This is a genomic window from Pseudoalteromonas sp. BSi20480 (genome assembly GCF_000241365.1).
Lineage (GTDB): Bacteria > Pseudomonadota > Gammaproteobacteria > Enterobacterales > Alteromonadaceae > Pseudoalteromonas > Pseudoalteromonas marina.
Window position 1 is genome coordinate 14,184 of the sequence record NZ_BADX01000071.1, and the last position, 17,769, is coordinate 31,952.

Genomic DNA, 17,769 nt, shown 5'->3' on the forward strand with positions numbered 1-17,769 from the left:
AGGTTTTAACTATGAAAATCGGTATTTTATCTCGTAACAGAAAGTTATATTCAACACGTCGTTTAATCGAGGCTGCAGAGGCTCGTGGGCACGAAGTGAAAGTAATAGACGCACTTCGCTCGTACATGAATATAAACTCTGAACAGCCGGAAATTCACTATCGTGGTGAAAATCTGAAAGATTTTGATGCAATTGTGCCGCGTATTGGCGCATCAGTCACCTTTTACGGCTGTGCAGTTTTACGCCAATTTGAAATGATGGGGGTATACCCAGTAAACGAATCTGTGGCTATTTCTCGTTCACGCGATAAATTACGTTCGTTACAGTTATTATCACGCAAGGGTGTAGGCATGCCTGTAACGGGTTTTGCGAGCAAACCTGATGACGTGAAAGATTTACTCGAAATGGTTGGCGGTGCACCGGTTGTGATTAAATTACTAGAGGGCACACAAGGTATTGGTGTTGTACTTGCTGAAACGCGCAAAGCTGCTGAAAGTGTAATCGAAGCTTTCATGGGCTTAAAAGCCAATATTATGGTTCAGGAATACATTAAAGAAGCGGGTGGTGCGGATATTCGCTGTTTTGTGTTAGGCGATAAAGTAATTGCAGCGATGAAGCGCCAAGCGCAAGAAGGTGAGTTCCGTTCAAACCTTCACCGTGGTGGTAGCGCTACACTAGTTCGCATTACGCCTGAAGAGCGTAAAACCGCCGTTGCTGCAGCAAAAGCAATGGGCTTAAATGTAGCGGGTGTAGATTTACTTCGCTCATCTCGTGGGCCTCTAGTGATGGAGGTTAACTCATCACCAGGTCTTGAAGGTATAGAAATAGCAACAGGTAAAGACATTGCGGGCATGGTGATTGATTTCATCGAAAAAAATGCCTCAATTAAAGGAACCGCAACTCGTGGCAAAGGTTAAAATTAACCGTCCTTTCACTTTATTAGGTGAAAGCATTGGTGTTGGTGAACGCAAAACGTTAGCTTTAGAAGCTGCAAAGCTTTATACCCACTCACCCCTTAATATACCAATAGAGGTTGTTAATGGCGTAATGGAAGGCCCAGTACTGATGGTATGTGCCGCTATTCATGGTGATGAGTTAAATGGTGTAGAAGTTGTACGTCAATTACTGGCTAAAATAGATCCAAGCCAGCTACGTGGCACGCTTATCGCGGTACCCATTGTTAACGTATTTGGTTTTATTCATAAGTCGCGCTATTTACCCGACCGTCGTGACATGAACCGCAGTTTTCCAGGTTCTGAAAGAGGGTCGCTAGCGGGTCGTATGGCGTATATGTTTTTCAATCAAGTTGCAGTGCATTGCACACATATTATTGACTTACATACTGGGGCTATACACCGAACAAACTTGCCACAAATACGTGCAAATTTGGCGGATGAGGCTACGGCGCAGATGGCTAAAGCCTTTGGCACACCAGCAGTAATAGATGCGTCATTGCGTAATGGTTCATTAAGAAGTGAAGCGGCGAATTTAGGCATACCGGTTATTACTTACGAAGCGGGTGAAGCGCTGCGTTTTGATCCCATAGCAATAGCCGCAGGTGTACAAGGTGTTGATTATGTAATGCGTCATTTAAAAATGATGCGTGGTAAACGCCCTAAAAAAATACCTGAGCCTATCATTGCGCGTTCAACTAGTTGGGTGCGTGCTGAAGTAGATGGTATTGTGCGCGCTCAAGTTTCGTTAGGAGAGCGTGTGACAAAAGGGCAAGTACTGGCGTTTATAAGTAGTCCACTTGGTGATTCTGAGCTAGAACTGCGTGCGCCACGAAGTGGGATTATTATAGGTCAGCAAACTATGCCATTAGTAAATGAAGGCGATGCTGTATTCCACATTGCTTACTTTGCAAACGACAATAGCGTGGTTGAGCAGCAGCTAGAAACATTTATTGATGGAATAAATGATTTAGAAGATGAGCTAAAAACTGCAGAGCTAAATAACTAATACTTAAGCAATTAGTAAAAAGCCGCTTTAATCATTAAAGCGGCTTTTTTTATATAAAAATTATGATTTTTTAGGGCCTATAATACGTTTAACAGCAGGTGCTTTTGATGGTTTAGGTTCTGCGTTTAAAACCAAAACAGGGCGGGTAACAAATAAGTTATTAGGGTAAATGACGCGGTGCCCATCAATATGTTCAAGTACGACATTCATTAAGCCCATTTCGACAATTCGCCCTTCAATATGGTTTGCGCCATCGATAATGCGTACCCAAAAGCCAACACGGCAGTCGTTTTGAATAAACATTAATAAAAACGCGGTCAGGTTACTTAATAATGACCATGCTGCAAATAGCGCTACACCTAACATTGCAAATAGTGACGAGCCTAGAACCAATAATCCTCTTAGTTCAATACCCCAAAATACCAGCACTAAACATAACATGACAAAGGCAAGAATAATTTTAAGAAGTAACTCTGCGCGGTATTTACGGTGCAAATCAACTTTACCTTTAATGGCTTTTTCAAGTAGCTTTTTAGTTAGCTTTAAAAGCACTGGAAACAGTAACAAGGCAATAATGGTGACTATAAGTTTATATTGATTGGTGAGTAATTCTAAAACATCTAAAAATTTCAAAAGAGCGCCTTTTGCAGTTATGTGACAATTAAAAGTAGTAAATAAAGCAACGTGTTAGATGAGTCTTAACTAGCTTAAAGGCCTTAGTTTAGCGTGTTATTTTGGTGCTAAGTAGCTATTTAAAAAGATTTTTTTACACTGACAAGCCACTGTACAGAGTCGACATCGTCGGCGCTATCTATGGGGGCGGCTATATCAAGGTGGATCATAGTTCTTGCATTTGCTCTACTTGGTGCTAGGCGCAAACCAACGCCTACATTTTTGAGAACATGATTATTTTCACCATTTGTTTGGTCATTAAACCATGCCCTACCAATATCTATAAAGCCTGCGCCACCTACTTTAAATAGTTGTAGCAAATCGTACTCCCAGTAATAGCGTTTTTCTAGGCTCACTAAAAAGCTACGGTCGCCATGTTGATAATCCATAGGGTAACCACGCAGGCCTGTCTCGCCACCTAAGGTAAGCTGTTGGTCGGCTGTTAGGTTTTTTGCATATTGTACGCGACCTTTGACATACCAAGACTGATCAACACTCGTATTTAGATAATATTGTACTTGCGAAATTGCTTTAAAATTTTCGAGTTGTTTTTGTTCTTTGTTCCAAAATCCCTCTAGGTTTGTGCTAAAACGCCAAAGCGTATTATCGCCAGAAAAATGCGCTGTTTTAACATTAAGCGAATACACCAAGCGGCTATCGTCATTACTTAATGACTCATCTGAGTAACCGAGTAATGCTTGTGCATTCCAGCCTAGGTTTAAATCTTCAGTGCGATAAATACTGTCAAAATTTCGTACTTTAATAAAATTATCCTCAAACCAATGGCCGCTAATATAGGGATAACTGTAGCTTCTATCTTTAGCTAAAGGCTCAAACGTGTTTTGAATAGCAGTAAATGTATGCTGCTCATCTACATAACCTAAGCTAATTCGCTGGGTCCAGCTATTACTTAATGCTTTAGAATGACCAATAAAAATGCGATTGAGATCGGTTGTTTGATCAAATTCACTAATTTCTTTACCGCGCCGATATAAGGATTCTTCTCGTTGTTCTGAGTAGCTTAAAATACCGTAGCTGTAAGGTGTGTCTATGGCATAAAATGGATAAGTAAGCTCAAGTAAATGACGCTTTCCATCGCTGTTATCGGCATACTCTACGCGACCACGATAGCGGCTAGAAAAAATATTAGGATCGTCGTAAACAAATAAATAGCCACTACGATCGCTATCGGTTGTACGAGAAAAAGACAACCTTTTACCCCAGCCAAACAAGTTTGATTCTCTAAAACCAATGCTCGATTTATTTTCGCCTCCGCTACGGCTAAAGTTTATTTCTGGCAAGAGTGTCCATAAATCACGGGTAATTACTTTAACATCTATATCGCCATCACAGTTTTCTGTTGCGCTAATTTGTGCGTCGTATAGGTAGTTTTCTTTTCGCAGTAGACGCTCTGATTCAGAAAGTTTTTTGGCATCGTAAAGGTCGCCAGAGTCAAAAAGCAGTAGGTTTTTAATTACCTCAGGCTCAGTTTGAATGTGTGCTCGGTTAGCAAATCTAAACAGTGCGTTATTTTCTTCTTCCAGCGCAGTATTAAATACATTGAGTTGTTCTAGCGTAATAGTGGCAATTTTTGCATTTGGTTTTGTAGCAACTAGAAGCGTTTCATCGCTGAGTTGGCGACGTAGTTTTTCTTCACTCAAATGTATTGATGATTCAAGAGGGCAGGTACCTGTGTTTGAAGGTAATGGCTCTGCATAAGCATTAGACATTAATAGACACAGAACAAAAACCCCAACAAGATAGGGCGAAAACAACGTATTACTGATCATTTAACCCCTTACTTACTGCGTAGCAAACTACACCCGTAATATTAGCTTACATCATTGTTATTTAAATGTAAGTAAAAAGCATGGGGGGGGGAAATAATTAATTTATTATATTAAAAACTATTTGTTAAAAAGAGCCGTTTAGGTGTTAACTATTGCCCGATTATAAAAACAGTTCATTCATCCATCGCTAAAACGGGTTAATTTAAATAAAAAGCCAAAGCGGCTAATAAATGTTCTGCTTCAGGCCCTTCGCCGTTAATCCAAATACTTTGACTGTAATGCTCGTAATTTAAATTAAACGTTTGTTGGCTATAAGAAAAACGTACCTGATGCCTATCCGCTCCCGCCGAATACTCGCTAATAGCGATATCATCTGAGTGTAAAAATAAGGTACTCCATAGCTCAAAGTCTTCATCGTGTGGCGGCTCTGTTGGGGTAATGATGATGCATTGGTGCGTGTGGTCGTAATCTATTTTGCTCATAATTGGCTTATTGTGTGGCTAAGTAGTTGCGAATTGCTGTTAAAAAAGCTCCGCCGTATTTGTTTAACTTGGTAAAACCAACGCCAGACACTTTTAAAAACTCACTGTCGTTCGTGGGCATTAGCTGCGCCATTTCGGCTAACGTTTTATCATTAAATACCACATACGGTGGCACATCGTCGGCATCTGCAAGTTCTTTACGTAATGAACGCAAGCGAGCAAATAGTTTTTTATCATAATTAAATTGCGCTAGCTTATCTTGATATACGTGTTTTGCTTGTAAGCGAGGTTCAGCTAATTGCAGCGCGTATTCGCTTTTTAATATAGCGCGGGCGGCTTCGGTTAAGCGCAAAGAGGCGCCTTGTGTTATATCTTGGCTTAGTAATCCTTGGTGGATTAATTGGCGTAAAATACTCAGCCAAAACTCACTGCTTCTGTCTTTACCTATGCCGTAAGTGCTCAACTGATGGTGGTTGTTATCGCGAATACGACTCGTATTGGCGCCACGTAATAGCTCTACAATGTATCCTAAACCAAATCGCTGTTCAGCTCTGTATACACACGAAAGCGCTTGTTGGGCAACAAGCGTACCGTCAAAGCTTTTTGGTGGGTTTAAGCAAATATCACAGTTACCACATTGCTCGCGTTGGTATTCACTAAAGTAGTTAAGTAGTATCTGACGGCGGCACGTTTGTGCCTCAGCAAAGCTTGCCATGGCATTAAAGCGCTGCTCTTCTACACGGCGACGTTGCTCGTCGTCAATATCTTCAAAAAAGCGTCTTACACGGCCTATATCGGCAGGATCAAAGTACATAATTGCTTCGGCGGCTAAGCCATCGCGCCCTGCTCTTCCTGTTTCTTGATAGTACGCTTCTATACTTTTGGGAATGTCGTAGTGCAAAACAAAACGTACATTGGGCTTATTAATCCCCATACCAAAAGCGACGGTTGCTACCACTATTTGAATATCGTCACGGGCAAACCCTGTTTGCACAAACTGGCGTTGTTCGTTGCTCATACCTGCATGGTAAGCGGCTGCATTAAGGCCTGCGTCGGCAAGTTTTTCTGCTATGTCGTCAACACGCTTTCGGCTAGTACAATAAATAATGCCACTTTGGTTTTTTTGTTCTTTTAAGTAGCGTAATAGTTGCACCATAGGTTTAAATTTTTCTTCTATGGTGTAACGAATGTTAGGTCTATCAAAGCTGCCAGTATGAATGTAAGGCTGCTGAAGTTTTAACTGTTCAACAATATCAAAGCGTGTGGCTTTATCGGCCGTCGCTGTAAGGGCCATCATAGGCACGTGGGCAAAGCGTTGCTTAAGTTCGTTTAAGCGAAAATAATGCGGTCTAAAATCATGACCCCAATGCGACACACAATGCGCTTCATCGATCGCAAATAAGCTTATTTTTAAATGCGATAATCGCTCTAAAAAATCACGTTGTAATACTTTTTCGGGGGCTACATACAATAGTTTAATAAGCCCTTGATGAAGTTGCTGATAAACACGTTGCTGTTCTTCGCGAGCTAGGCTGTTATTAACATATGCCGCTTTTACACCCAAAGCTTGAAGCTGCGCGACTTGATCTTGCATAAGCGAAATAAGTGGCGAGATAACAATGGTCACCCCTTCAAGAACTAACGCCGGAATTTGATAACACACAGATTTTCCGCCACCAGTGGGTAGCAAAACAAGTGTGTCCTGAGCATTTAAAGCGGCATCAATAACGGCTTTTTGGCCATCTCGAAACTCGCTGTAACCAAACACTTGTTTGAGGACAGTCTCGGGTTTTCGCACTAAGGTGCTTGAAGGTAGTGTAGATGTATTCATTGGCGGGTATTTTAGTGTTTTTTTTATAAGATGTCTTTAGCTTTACGCTCGTAGTTTTAAACAAGGTATGTTTTACTCGATGTACCTATTAATATCAGAGAATAATAATGAATAAAGAAATGTTAATTGAACAAATGGGAGCGCTATTCGTAAATGGTATGCCGTTTAATCAATTTTTAAATATATCGGTAGAATCACTTAGCCCAGAACAAGCTAAAATTACATTCCCGTGGCAGGATGTTTTTATAGGTAACCCAGCCCAAAAAATTCTTCATGGTGGGATTATTTCAGCGGTGCTCGATAACGTCGGTGGTATGCTCGCAGCGGCGAGTGTGATAGATAAGCTGACCGATTTAGATATGAACAGTGTACAAAAAAAAATTAGCAACACTGGGCACTATTGATTTACGCACCGATTATTTGCGCCCAGGAAAAGGGGATGTGTTTACCGCCAGTGCCACGCTTATTCGTTCGGGTAATAAAGTGTGCGTGTGCCGAATGGAATTACATAATGAGCAATCTGTACAAATCGCTTTTGGCACGGGCACGTATTTAGTTGGATAAAACCTGTTTGGCGAGTAAACTGGCGACCTTTTAAATCACTAAGTGTTTACTATGCCAATTGTTACCGAGCAGCGTAAAGGCGCAATATTTGCCTGTCTTGCTTTTGTTATGTGGGGTCTTGCTCCCATTTACTTCAAGTTAATACAACATGTGAGTGCATTTGAAATTTTAATGCATCGTGTTGTGTGGTCAGTCGTATTTTTAATTTTAGTGGTAAGTGTTTTAAAGTACTGGCGTAAAATTAAGCACATTATAATACAGCCCAAACTGATGCTAATGCTGGTTGTCACCTCGGGGCTACTTGGTTTTAACTGGGGATTATTTATATGGGCGATTAACAATAACCATATGCTCGATGCAAGTTTAGGCTATTACATAAATCCGCTGTTAAATGTTTTATTAGGCATGCTTTTTTTAGGTGAACGCCTCCGAAAATTTCAACGGTGTGGCTGTTGGGCTTGCGTTCTCGGGTGTGATATTACAGTTGGTGAGTTTTGGCTCGTTCCCTGTTGTTGCTTTTTCACTCGCGATATCGTTTGCACTTTATGGCCTGTTACGAAAAAAGCTTCCTGTTGAGGCGTTGCCGGGCATTTTGCTCGAGGCGTTAATATTACTACCAGTGGCGTTGGTTTATTGGTGGATGATGGCACCTTCTGCTACTTCAAGCCTGCCAAATAACGATTGGCTTACTAATTTACTTCTTATTAGTGCTGGTATTGTTACCACATTGCCGCTGCTTTGCTTTACAGGTGCCGCTAAGCGCTTGCAATATACAACCCTAGGCTTTTTTCAATATATAGGGCCTAGTTTAATGTTTATACTTGCTGTGGTGTTTTACGATGAGGTATTTGATACAGAAAGGCTTATTACCTTTGCATGTATTTGGAGTGCTCTGGCTATCTTTAGTTGGGATTCTTATCATCAATCACGTAAGCGTAAAAAAGCGGCCATTACAGCCGCCGAAGTTGCTTAACTATTGATTTAGCTAGTTACTTGATTGCGCCCAGCTTCTTTAGACTCATAAAGTTTTTGGTCGGCCTGTTTTAATAATGTATCCATTTGATAAACGGGCCCGCCAAAAAAGCCAATCGAAATAGTCAGTTTTATTTTTTCTTTACTAAACTCTTGGCTGTTATTTTCTACAAAATACCTAAACCCTTCCAGTCTCTTCAGTGCTTCTGGGGTGTTCTCATCAGCAAAGTAAACGGCAAATTCTTCGCCACCTAAACGCGCGACTAAATATTTTTCAAAGTATTTTTTAAAGCAAATAGCCAGTCCTTTTAAAACCTGATCGCCTGCATCATGGCCATATGTGTCGTTAATAGATTTAAAGTGGTCTATATCAATCATAGCCAGTGAGCCGTTTGCCTTTTTAAGGCTGAGCGCTTTTAAAGACGTATTTGCTTGCTCAAAAAAGTAACGACGATTAGGTAGGTCAGTAAGGTAATCCGTATTCGCTTGGCGCTTAATTGTGGCTATTTGTTGAAGCATGTCGACGTTTTGGCTTAGCCTGCAATAAAACTCTTCGTTATTAAAGGGTTTATGGAGGTAGTCATTTGCGCCATTTTTTAAAAATAAAGTAGATAGCTCCGACGAGTCAGCGCCTGAAATACCAATAATTGCTTTTTCGTCGTTATTGTATAATCTGCGAATTTCACTGCATAACTCATCGCCATTCATGTTGGGCATCTCGTTATCAGTGATGATCACTGAAATGTCGGGTGACTTTGCCAACATTTCAAGTGCTTGCTTGCCATCCTCAGCTTCAGATACTTGATATTTATGACGTAACAATAAGCTCACAATATAGTGGCGGGTAGATATAGAATCATCAACAACTAATACTTTTACACTTTCGTTGCGAGGCAAACGCTTAAGTTGTTTTTCAAGGTATTGATAAGCTTGTTTATTTTCTTTTATTATGTAATCAATTATTGGGAATTTTTCAACAGTATCACGTGTTCTTTTATCAATGCTACCCGTCATGACAATGGTAGGGATTTCTGCGTTAATTGTGCACGGTACTGCTTCACCATTAGGCGCATCAGGCAAAATAAAATCTACAACAGCGCAAAAGTAATTATTTTGACTAATTAGTATTTTTGTTTGTGCTAACGTTTCTGCTACATCTACTTCGTAGCCTACTTTTAGCGCTATATGTTTCTGCACAAGCGCTATAGCAGGTGTATCTTCAACTATTAATATTTTTCGCTTCACGGAACACCCAGTTTATATTATGCAAAAAAATTGCTTAATACACTTTGTAACTGTAAAAGCGCCAAAAAGCAAATAGCTGAGTGTGTTATAGGCTATCTGATTCTGAATAACGTTCATGATTTATTGGCGCAGGGCTCGATATTTTTGAGCGGCCAAATAAGGTATGAAACTTCGTTTTACAAGTAGTGAGCTTTAGGTATTTCAGCCATGCTCGTTCAATCGGATTAGTGGGTTCTTGTGAGCCAGTTACTACGGCTACAAAATTTTCTTGGTGCTCATTTTGTGGTTCAATCGTCTTACTATATAAACCTTTTAAAACAATGCCATGTTGTTCTAGTATACTGGCTTCTAATAAGGTGAAATTTCCGCTGCGGCTGAAACCACGTGGAAAATTTTGATCATCATAAAATTGACGTTGGCTAACAAATGCTTGGCGTAGTAGTGAAATGTTAATGCTCATAGCTATATCCTCATACCCTATTAATTAGTTGGAGTATGATGCAAGTTTGGCAATTTTTTAAACAAGTTATTTTTATCGTGAGGATAAAAAAGTGGATATCGATTTATTAAAAACATTTGTTGAAGTAGTGCGCACGCGTCATTTCGGTAAAGCCGCAGAGAACCTCTATATAACGCAATCGGCGGTTAGCTTTCGTATTCGTCAATTAGAGCAAGGGCTTGGTGTTAATTTATTTATTCGCCAGCGTAATAATATTCAATTAACAGCGCCTGGTGAGCGGTTATTACCTCATGCGCAAATGATCATAACAGGCATGCAGCGCGCCAAAGTAGATGTAGCCCTTGCTGATAATATGCATAAACAAATTAGCTTGGCAGGGACGCCTAATATTTGGGATGCCTTTTTGCAGTTTGGTATTACTAATATTGTGTCGGCTATGCCTGGAGTCTCTTTGGTGGCTGAAGTTAAAGCTCAACAAGAAAGCACGCGACTATTGCTTGAGCGCACGCTTGATTTAGCCATTTTATTTGATCCACCAAAAGTAGATGAGTTAGTTGTTGAGCGTATTTGTGAACTGCCTATTATTCCTGTAAGTGGGTATGACACTGCAACAAACGAAAACTTTTTTGATAATCAGTACGTGTATGTTGACTGGGGAACGACATTTTCACTTTGGCATGCACGCCAGTTTACCGGTAAAACGCCTCCTTACTTTAGAACAAGTACCGGACGAATTGCGTTAGATTTAATACTACAATGTGGTGGTAGCGCATTTATTCCACATGTTTTGGTTGAGCAACATTTAGAAAATGGTGAATTATTTCATGTAAAAAATGTAGAAAATACGTCAAGAGATATATTTGTAGCCTACCATAGAGATAACGAACAAAAGGAACTGATAGAAACACTCATAAATTTACTACCTACTATTAAGGCACATGCTTAGTAATTGGGTTTTAAGTGGGTACATATTTGTATGATTGATGTTCATGTCCTTTTGATTTCATAAATAATGCAGTTTTATTAACTTTAAAAGTCAAAAATATTTCATTTGTAATATTTCTGTCATTTAGTGGTGACAAACTGCAGTCGTTTTAAAAATTAGTCTTTTGTGATTATCCAAGGAAATAACATGAAATTTGTAAAATCGAGCTTATGCTTAGCACTATTAAGTGGTTTATCTTTTAATGCACTTGCCGATGTAGACATTTACGGTAAAGCGAATGTAACAGTGCAATCATCTGATGACGGCGAAGGATCTTTTACTGAGATAAAAAGTAATGCATCTCGTCTTGGTGTTAAAGGTTCTGAAAAAATAAATGATAGTTTAGAAGCGGTATATAAGTTTGAGTTTCAAGTTGATGTGTCTGATGCTGATTCAAAAGGCGATAACGACGACAATATTTCTGCGCGTAACCAATACGTTGGTTTAAAAGGTGCGTTTGGCCAAGTGGTTATTGGTCGTAACGATACTGCGCTTAAACAATCTCAAGGTAAGTTAGACTTGTTTAACGACCTTGAAGGCGATATTAAAAATGTATTTAAAGGTGAAAACCGTTTAGGGAATACTGTTAGTTATTCATCAAACTCATACGAAGGTTTTAAAGTACTTGCTACTTTTGTAGCTGAAGATGATGTAGACGCTGATAACGGTTACTCAATGGCGGTTACTTACGGTGACGTGGCACTTAAAAAGAGCGCAGTATATGCCTCTATCGCAGCCGATAGTGAAGTAAATGGCTACGATGTAGTACGCGCGTCAATCCAAGGTAAAGTTGAAGACTTTAAACTCGGTGCTATGTACCAAACTCAAGAAAAAGTAGACGGTTCAGCTGAAGGTGACGGTTACTTATTAAATGCAGCATACAGCATGGGTAAAAACACGTTTAAAGTTCAGTACCAAGCAATGGACTTTGACGATAGCGATGATAAAACAGCTATTTCAGTGGGTGTGGATCACAAGCTTAACAAAAACATTAAAGTATTTGGCTTTTACTCAAGCTTTGATATGGACAACAACGTAGACCAAGATTACTTAGGTTTAGGTATGGAATATAAGTTTTAACGACGAGTTAAAACACTCCCTTTTTAACCGCGCTGTAATTAGCGCGGTTTTTTTTGCTTTAAATTATTTACTTACCCGCCCATAATAGAGCTTCATTTGGAATGAGGTGCAATTCCTCAACTGTTCCCGCAACTGTAATTAGCGCTATGCTTTAAGTCAGATACAAATCAATTTTTAATGAGCGGGCCTACTCATGCTAAATTTAATGTACTCCTTTTTGGTGGTTGCATTACAAGTGGGTACTCGTGTCTAGGACAGAGTATTGCAAACTAAAGCACCATTATTAAACGTTCAAAATCTCTCGTGGGGAATAGCAAATAAACCTATTCTCAAACACATTAATGTGCAAATACCTGAAGGTAAATTTGTGGGCTTAATTGGCCCTAATGGTGCAGGTAAGTCGAGTTTACTGCGTTGTTTATATCGTTTTAATAAGCCTAATGAAGGGGTTATAGAGTTTAATAACCATGATATTTGGCAGCTTAAAAGTGATGAATATGCAAAGTGCGTTGCTGTTGTTTTACAAGAGGCGCCATCGCATTTTAATTTGTCGTTATTTGATGTTGTGGCTCTTGGCCTAACGCCTCATAAATCGTTATTTAGCTCTACATCGCAAAGCGAAAAACAACAAATCACTCTAGCTATAAAAACGGTAGGGCTTGAGCTGCATACAAATCAAAATTTTGAATCGCTCTCTGGGGGCGAAAAGCAGCGGGCACTCATTGCACGTGCTATTGTTCAGCAACCTCAGCTGTTAATTATGGATGAGCCCACTAGCCACCTTGATGTTAAGTACCAAATACAGGTTATGGAGCTGGCAAAGTCTCTTGGTGTTACAGTATTTGCTTCGTTTCATGATCTTAATTTGGCTAGCGCTATGTGTGATGAGCTTGTCGTCATTAAAAATGGAGAAATAACGCATACCGGCTCTCCTGCAGAGGTACTGACTGAGCACATGCTTGATGATGTATTTGGTGTATGCGCTCAGGTTAGTAACCATCCTCAAGAATCTCAATTGGGTAAAGTTACGCCTCATATTACCTACTTTTATGGTTACAAATAATATGTTAGCAATGCATGTACGCCATTCAGTTGCACTGATTATTTGCATTACTATTGCCTTAGTAAGTTTATTTTTAGCATTGAGCTTTGGTGCTGCAGATACCTCAATACAGGATGTATTTAACAGTTTTATTTATTTAAATGATGCTTCATTCACCAGCCGTATTATTTTTGAATTAAGAATGCCCCGTACATTATTGGCGTTTTTAGCAGGTGCCGGGTTAGCTATCGCTGGGCTAATTTTACAAACCGTGACACGTAACCCATTAGCCGATCCTTACTTATTCGGTATATCGTCAGGTGCTTCGTTTGGTGTAGTTGTACTTATGGCATTTGTGGGAATTAGCGCGGGTTTTATGCTTTCGGCCGCAGCCTTGCTTGGTAGCTTATTAGCAATGAGCTTACTTATATTAATTGCCACAAGGCAGCAGGGCGGGCAAGTTGAGTCTATGTTACTTGCCGGTGTTGCACTCTCGTTTTTATTTAGTGCATTTACGAGTTTGTTGCTTTATTGGAGCGAGCCGCAAGCCGTTGCAGCTATTTTATTTTGGACCTTAGGAAGTTTTGCACGTGCGCAGTGGGCAACGCTTTGGATACCCTTTTTAGTGATTACACTGTGCACCTGCGTAATGATTAGTTTTAGGCGCCAGCTTAATGCCATGTTATTAGGTGACGAAAGTGCCATAACCCTTGGTGTTAAAGTGCATCGATTTAGGTTGCTGATGCTAATTTTAAGCTCATTAATAACCGCTGTGCTGGTGGCAATGTGTGGCGGTATTGGTTTTGTTGGATTAATGGTGCCACATATTGTGCGCTTTTTTATTTCACAAGGCACCGTAGCAGGGCTATTAATAACAAGCTTAGCAGGAGGCACATTTATGGTGTGGGTCGATGTACTGTCTCGTTCTTTACTTCAAAATCAAGAGTTGCCAGTAGGGGTGATCACGGCCGCTATGGGGAGTGCGTTTTTCTTAAGTTTACTCTTTTTTAGAAAGTCTAAGGTGTAGCCATGAAAACACTCATGATACAGGGTACTACCTCGGATGCGGGAAAAAGCACCTTAGTGGCTGCACTTTGCCGAGTATTTGCAAATCAAGGCATAAAAGTCGCACCGTTTAAGCCACAAAATATGGCACTTAATAGCGCAGTGACAAACGACGGTGGCGAAATTGGCCGTGCGCAAGCTTTGCAAGCTATTGCTGCTAAGGTAGAGCCCGAAACCGACTTTAACCCGATATTACTTAAGCCCAATAGCGATACAGGCGCCCAAGTTATTATTCATGGTAAAGCGATTAGCAACATGGAAGCCGGCAAGTACCACGATTATAAAAAAGTCGCCATGGACGCTGTCATTACATCACACGAGCGTTTAGCAAAACGGTTTGATCTTTTATTGGTGGAAGGTGCGGGAAGCCCCGCTGAAATAAACCTGCGTGAAAACGACATAGCTAACATGGGCTACGCTGAAAAAGTAGACTGCCCAGTGATTATTATTGCTGATATAGATAAAGGCGGTGTATTTGCTCATTTAGTGGGGACATTGGCATTACTTAGCGAATCAGAGCAAGCACGTGTAAAGGGTTTTGTAATTAACCGTTTTAGAGGCGATATAAGTTTGCTTCAAGGAGGGCTTGACTGGTTAGAGCAATACACGGGTAAGCCTGTTTTAGGAGTGCTGCCATACCTTCACGATTTAACTCTCGACGCGGAAGATGCTGTTGCAATAAACAATAACGTTACCCATGCAACTATCAATATTGCAATATTATTAGTGCCGCATATTAGTAACCATACCGATTTTGATGCACTGCGTTTACACCCAAATATTAATGTTAACTATATACGCCATACGCAGGTCATTCCTGATGTTGATCTTATTATATTGCCAGGTAGTAAAAACGTACTTGGCGATTTAACCTTTTTGATAAACGAAGGGTGGGATAATCAGTTAAAACGTCACTTACGCTATGGTGGAAAAGTGCTTGGAATTTGTGGGGGAATGCAAATGCTGGGTAACATAATTTACGACCCCGAGGGTGTTGAGTCGTCATTAAAAAGTGTGAGTGGGTTGGCATTATGTGAGTTTGAAACCACACTCACATCGCAAAAAGTATTAAGTAAAGTGACGGCCACTTTAAAGCTAAATAATCGACAAACTTTATGTAGTGGTTATGAAATCCATGCGGGAGTAAGTAAAGGCAATGCATTAAAGACCCCTTTAATTACTTTTAATGACCATCCAAATGGGTTTAAAACAGATGGTTTTATAAGTGACGATAATGCAATTGCGGGCACTTATTTACACGGTTTATTTGATGAGCCCAACTCCACGATGGAAATTTTAAAATGGGTAAAGCCAGATTTAAATATTGATCCAATAAGTATTGATACACACCGCGAACAGCAGTTAGCGCGTTTAGCAACCATGTGCGAAACACATTTAGATATAGCGCAAATTACCTCGATTTATAAAGGGCATAATAATGACTGAACAAACAAACGACAAACACAAACAGCGCCAGCAAAAAGTAAAAGAACACGTAGATGCCCGTGTGGAAGCCGCGCAAGAGGTTAAAGGTATTTTTCAGGTTATTACTGGTAATGGTAAAGGTAAATCGACTTCTGGTTTTGGCGTGGTAGCACGCTGTGTTGGCCACGGTCAAAAAGCCGCTGTGTGCCAATTCATAAAAGGGACATGGGAGTGTGGTGAGCGTAATTTATTACAAGGCGCAGGCGTTGAGTTTGCTGTAATGAATACTGGCTTTACGTGGGATACACAAAATAAAGAAGCCGATACCTTAGCAGCACAAGCAACATGGCAAGAGGCAAAGCGCATGCTTGCCGACAGCAGTATTAACTTAGTATTACTTGATGAGCTTACCTATATGGTGACTTATGGTTATATCGACTTAGACGAAGTAGTAAGCGCACTTAATAATCGCCCAGCTATGCAGTCGGTTATTATCACGGGGCGCGCAGCGCACAGAGCATTGACTGACCTTGCCGATACAGTGAGCGAAGTACGTAATGTAAAACACGCATTCGACTCAGGTGTAAAAGCGTTAGAAGGGTTTGACTACTAGTGTTTAAATTGCTTTTTATAGGTTTCATGCTGCTTAGTTTACACGGCAATGCTGTGGCGAACTCAGCGCCTGAGATTAAAAAACTACGTATAGTTGCGCTTGCCCCACACATAGTTGAAAACCTATTTGCCATTGGTGCAGGTGATAATATTGTGGGCACCGTTGACTATGCAGACTACCCATATGAAGCAAAAAATATAGCTCGCATTGGCGGGTACTATGGTATTTCTCTTGAGAAATTATTAGCCTTAAAACCTGATTTAGTAATTGCTTGGAAAAGCGGAAATCAGCAGGAAGATATCGCACAAATAGAACGCTTGGGTATTCAAGTTCATTTAAGTAACCCTACAACCATAGAAGGCGTGCAAACCGAGCTACTAACACTTGGTAAACTAACAGGGTACGAAAAGCAAAGCCAACAGGTTGCTAAAGCTTTTAAGCAAAAGTTAGCCGCTATTATTAAAAAGCAGCAAGGGAAGTTGCCTATATCTGGTTTTTATCAGTTATGGGCTGAGCCTATGATGACAATCAGTGAAAGTACATGGATTGGCCAACTATTAAATACCTGTCACGTAAATAATGTGTTTGCTAATAGCACGACCCCGTATCCACAAATCAGCATTGAAAATGTCATTGTTACTAAGCCTCAAATTATTATTATTCCTGACGAAAAATCTAACACCCCGCAGCCTAATGTTAATTGGCAGGCATGGCCAGAAGTGCCTGCAGTTACAAATAACCAGTTTATTCGCGTTAATGCCGATTTACTGCACCGCTTTACACCGCGTATGTTAGATGGCCTTGCTGATATGTGTGATAAAATAGACGCGTCACGAAAAATAATAAAGAGTATGTAATGAGCGACTGGGATACATTTTTACAAAACGAGCTACAGCACCCTTATATGCAGCAAACTTTAAATGCAGTTGAAAACCGCCGAGCGGAAGGTATTGCTGTTTACCCTCCCGAGCCGTACGTATTTAATGCATTTAATGCCACGCCGCTAAACAATATTAGGGTGGTAATTTTAGGGCAAGACCCTTACCACGGCGAAGGACAAGCTCATGGGCTGTGTTTTTCTGTTATGCCCGAGGTAAAAAAACTCCCACCCTCGCTTAAAAATATATACAAAGAGTTAGCTACAGATATTGAGGGCTTTGTTATTCCTGAGCATGGTTACTTACAAAGCTTGGCAGAACAAGGCGTGTTTTTACTAAATACTGTTTTAACAGTAGAGCAAGGGCAAGCCCATTCTCATAAGCATTTAGGTTGGGAGCAATTTACCGATAATGTTATTGCTCACATCAACGCGAACTGTGATGGAGTTGTGTTTATTTTGTGGGGAGCGCATGCGCAAAAAAAAGGGAAAGGCATAGATAGCACTCGCCACTCTATTTTGAGTGGGCCACATCCGTCGCCGCTGTCGGCTCACCGAGGCTTTTTTGGTTGTAAGCACTTTTCGAAAACTAACGAACTGCTGTTAGCGCAAGGTAAAAAACCTATAAATTGGCAGGTTTAGCTTCATAAGCTTAAGCATTAAAAAAGCCCTCATAAATGAGGGCTTTTGTGTAATTGGTGGGT

The 17,769-nt window shown here is 40.4% G+C and carries 16 protein-coding genes, 2 pseudogenes and 1 riboswitch; of the genes and pseudogenes, 12 read left to right on the plus strand and 6 right to left on the minus strand.

What is annotated here, in order from left to right; all coding sequences use genetic code 11:
- The first annotated feature begins 11 nt into the window (after nucleotides 1-11).
- The gene (gene rimK / locus P20480_RS10960) at nucleotides 12-917 is read left to right on the plus strand and encodes a 30S ribosomal protein S6--L-glutamate ligase (RefSeq protein WP_006793168.1); all 906 of its coding nucleotides are present in this window, start codon (nucleotides 12-14) and stop codon (nucleotides 915-917) included.
- Entirely contained in the window at nucleotides 904-1,962 is a 1,059-nt protein-coding gene (locus P20480_RS10955; RefSeq protein WP_006793167.1) for a succinylglutamate desuccinylase/aspartoacylase family protein, read from the plus strand. Before rimK ends, P20480_RS10955 begins: the two co-directional genes overlap by 14 nt.
- Nucleotides 1,963-2,022: 60 nt before the next feature.
- Here the strand turns inward: P20480_RS10955 and P20480_RS10950 are convergent, their stop codons facing one another.
- The 4 genes from P20480_RS10950 to recQ all read right to left on the minus strand — a co-directional run bounded on the left by P20480_RS10950 (nucleotide 2,023) and on the right by recQ (nucleotide 6,737).
- Nucleotides 2,023-2,595, minus strand: a complete 573-nt coding sequence (locus P20480_RS10950) for a mechanosensitive ion channel domain-containing protein (protein ID WP_008128964.1) — start codon at nucleotides 2,593-2,595, stop codon at nucleotides 2,023-2,025.
- Nucleotides 2,596-2,714: 119 nt separating this feature from the next.
- On the minus strand, nucleotides 2,715-4,424 hold the full coding sequence (locus P20480_RS10945; protein WP_033025330.1) for a BamA/TamA family outer membrane protein: 1,710 nt from the start codon (nucleotides 4,422-4,424) through the stop codon (nucleotides 2,715-2,717).
- A gap of 197 nt (nucleotides 4,425-4,621) precedes the next feature.
- Entirely contained in the window at nucleotides 4,622-4,906 is a 285-nt protein-coding gene (locus P20480_RS10940) for a DUF3630 family protein (protein WP_008128966.1), read from the minus strand.
- Between the two features lie 7 nt (nucleotides 4,907-4,913).
- Nucleotides 4,914-6,737 carry a DNA helicase RecQ gene (recQ, locus tag P20480_RS10935; protein ID WP_008128967.1) on the minus strand — a complete coding sequence of 608 codons (1,824 nt, stop codon included), beginning with the start codon at nucleotides 6,735-6,737 and terminating at the stop codon, nucleotides 4,914-4,916.
- 107 nt (nucleotides 6,738-6,844) lie between these two features.
- Here recQ and P20480_RS17965 point away from each other — a divergent pair.
- Both P20480_RS17965 and rarD read left to right on the plus strand, forming a co-directional pair.
- Nucleotides 6,845-7,301, plus strand: a pseudogene (locus P20480_RS17965) (thioesterase family protein).
- 51 nt (nucleotides 7,302-7,352) lie between these two features.
- Nucleotides 7,353-8,274, plus strand: a pseudogene (rarD, locus tag P20480_RS17970) (EamA family transporter RarD).
- Between the two features lie 8 nt (nucleotides 8,275-8,282).
- Here rarD and P20480_RS10930 read toward each other — a convergent pair.
- Nucleotides 8,283-9,518, minus strand: a complete 1,236-nt coding sequence (locus P20480_RS10930; RefSeq protein ID WP_008128973.1) for a diguanylate cyclase — start codon at nucleotides 9,516-9,518, stop codon at nucleotides 8,283-8,285.
- Between the two features lie 85 nt (nucleotides 9,519-9,603).
- Nucleotides 9,604-9,978, minus strand: coding sequence for a MaoP family protein (locus tag P20480_RS10925; RefSeq protein ID WP_008128975.1), 375 nt, complete (start codon nucleotides 9,976-9,978; stop codon nucleotides 9,604-9,606).
- 91 nt (nucleotides 9,979-10,069) lie between these two features.
- Between P20480_RS10925 and P20480_RS10920 the strand changes: the two genes are divergently transcribed.
- From P20480_RS10920 to ung, 8 genes are all read left to right on the plus strand, one after another.
- Nucleotides 10,070-10,924 (plus strand): LysR family transcriptional regulator, encoded by an 855-nt coding sequence (locus P20480_RS10920; RefSeq protein ID WP_008128976.1) that lies wholly within the window; start codon nucleotides 10,070-10,072, stop codon nucleotides 10,922-10,924.
- A gap of 186 nt (nucleotides 10,925-11,110) precedes the next feature.
- Nucleotides 11,111-12,043: a porin gene (locus P20480_RS10915; RefSeq protein WP_008128978.1), complete on the plus strand. Its 933-nt coding sequence runs from the start codon at nucleotides 11,111-11,113 to the stop codon at nucleotides 12,041-12,043.
- Between the two features lie 47 nt (nucleotides 12,044-12,090).
- Nucleotides 12,091-12,229, plus strand: a riboswitch (cobalamin riboswitch).
- A 76-nt stretch (nucleotides 12,230-12,305) separates the two neighbouring features.
- Nucleotides 12,306-13,106 (plus strand): ABC transporter ATP-binding protein, encoded by an 801-nt coding sequence (locus tag P20480_RS10910; protein WP_008128979.1) that lies wholly within the window; start codon nucleotides 12,306-12,308, stop codon nucleotides 13,104-13,106.
- 1 nt (nucleotide 13,107) lies between these two features.
- Complete coding sequence (locus P20480_RS10905; RefSeq protein ID WP_008128980.1) at nucleotides 13,108-14,112, plus strand: FecCD family ABC transporter permease; 1,005 nt, start codon at nucleotides 13,108-13,110, stop codon at nucleotides 14,110-14,112.
- Between the two features lie 2 nt (nucleotides 14,113-14,114).
- Nucleotides 14,115-15,596: a cobyric acid synthase gene (locus P20480_RS10900; protein WP_008128982.1), complete on the plus strand. Its 1,482-nt coding sequence runs from the start codon at nucleotides 14,115-14,117 to the stop codon at nucleotides 15,594-15,596.
- Entirely contained in the window at nucleotides 15,589-16,188 is a 600-nt protein-coding gene (gene cobO, locus P20480_RS10895) for a cob(I)yrinic acid a,c-diamide adenosyltransferase (RefSeq protein WP_008128984.1), read from the plus strand. The genes P20480_RS10900 and cobO overlap by 8 nt, the downstream gene beginning before the upstream one ends.
- Nucleotides 16,188-17,045 carry a cobalamin-binding protein gene (locus tag P20480_RS10890; protein WP_008128987.1) on the plus strand — a complete coding sequence of 286 codons (858 nt, stop codon included), beginning with the start codon at nucleotides 16,188-16,190 and terminating at the stop codon, nucleotides 17,043-17,045. Before cobO ends, P20480_RS10890 begins: the two co-directional genes overlap by 1 nt.
- Entirely contained in the window at nucleotides 17,045-17,707 is a 663-nt protein-coding gene (gene ung / locus P20480_RS10885) for a uracil-DNA glycosylase (protein ID WP_008128988.1), read from the plus strand. The genes P20480_RS10890 and ung overlap by 1 nt, the downstream gene beginning before the upstream one ends.
- Nucleotides 17,708-17,769: the final 62 nt, after the last annotated feature.

Bases quoted from the DNA above. Each gene is read 5' to 3' on its own strand.
- P20480_RS10905 (WP_008128980.1), top strand. From the start codon at position 13,108: ATGTTAGCAATGCATGTACGCCATTCAGTTGCACTGATTATTTGCATT.
- ung (WP_008128988.1), top strand. From the start codon at position 17,045: ATGAGCGACTGGGATACATTTTTACAAAACGAGCTACAGCACCCTTAT.
- rimK (WP_006793168.1), top strand. From the start codon at position 12: ATGAAAATCGGTATTTTATCTCGTAACAGAAAGTTATATTCAACACGT.
- recQ (WP_008128967.1), bottom strand. From the start codon at position 6,737: ATGAATACATCTACACTACCTTCAAGCACCTTAGTGCGAAAACCCGAG.
- P20480_RS10945 (WP_033025330.1), bottom strand. From the start codon at position 4,424: ATGATCAGTAATACGTTGTTTTCGCCCTATCTTGTTGGGGTTTTTGTT.
- P20480_RS10925 (WP_008128975.1), bottom strand. From the start codon at position 9,978: ATGAGCATTAACATTTCACTACTACGCCAAGCATTTGTTAGCCAACGT.
- P20480_RS10915 (WP_008128978.1), top strand. From the start codon at position 11,111: ATGAAATTTGTAAAATCGAGCTTATGCTTAGCACTATTAAGTGGTTTA.
- P20480_RS10900 (WP_008128982.1), top strand. From the start codon at position 14,115: ATGAAAACACTCATGATACAGGGTACTACCTCGGATGCGGGAAAAAGC.
- cobO (WP_008128984.1), top strand. From the start codon at position 15,589: ATGACTGAACAAACAAACGACAAACACAAACAGCGCCAGCAAAAAGTA.
- P20480_RS10940 (WP_008128966.1), bottom strand. From the start codon at position 4,906: ATGAGCAAAATAGATTACGACCACACGCACCAATGCATCATCATTACC.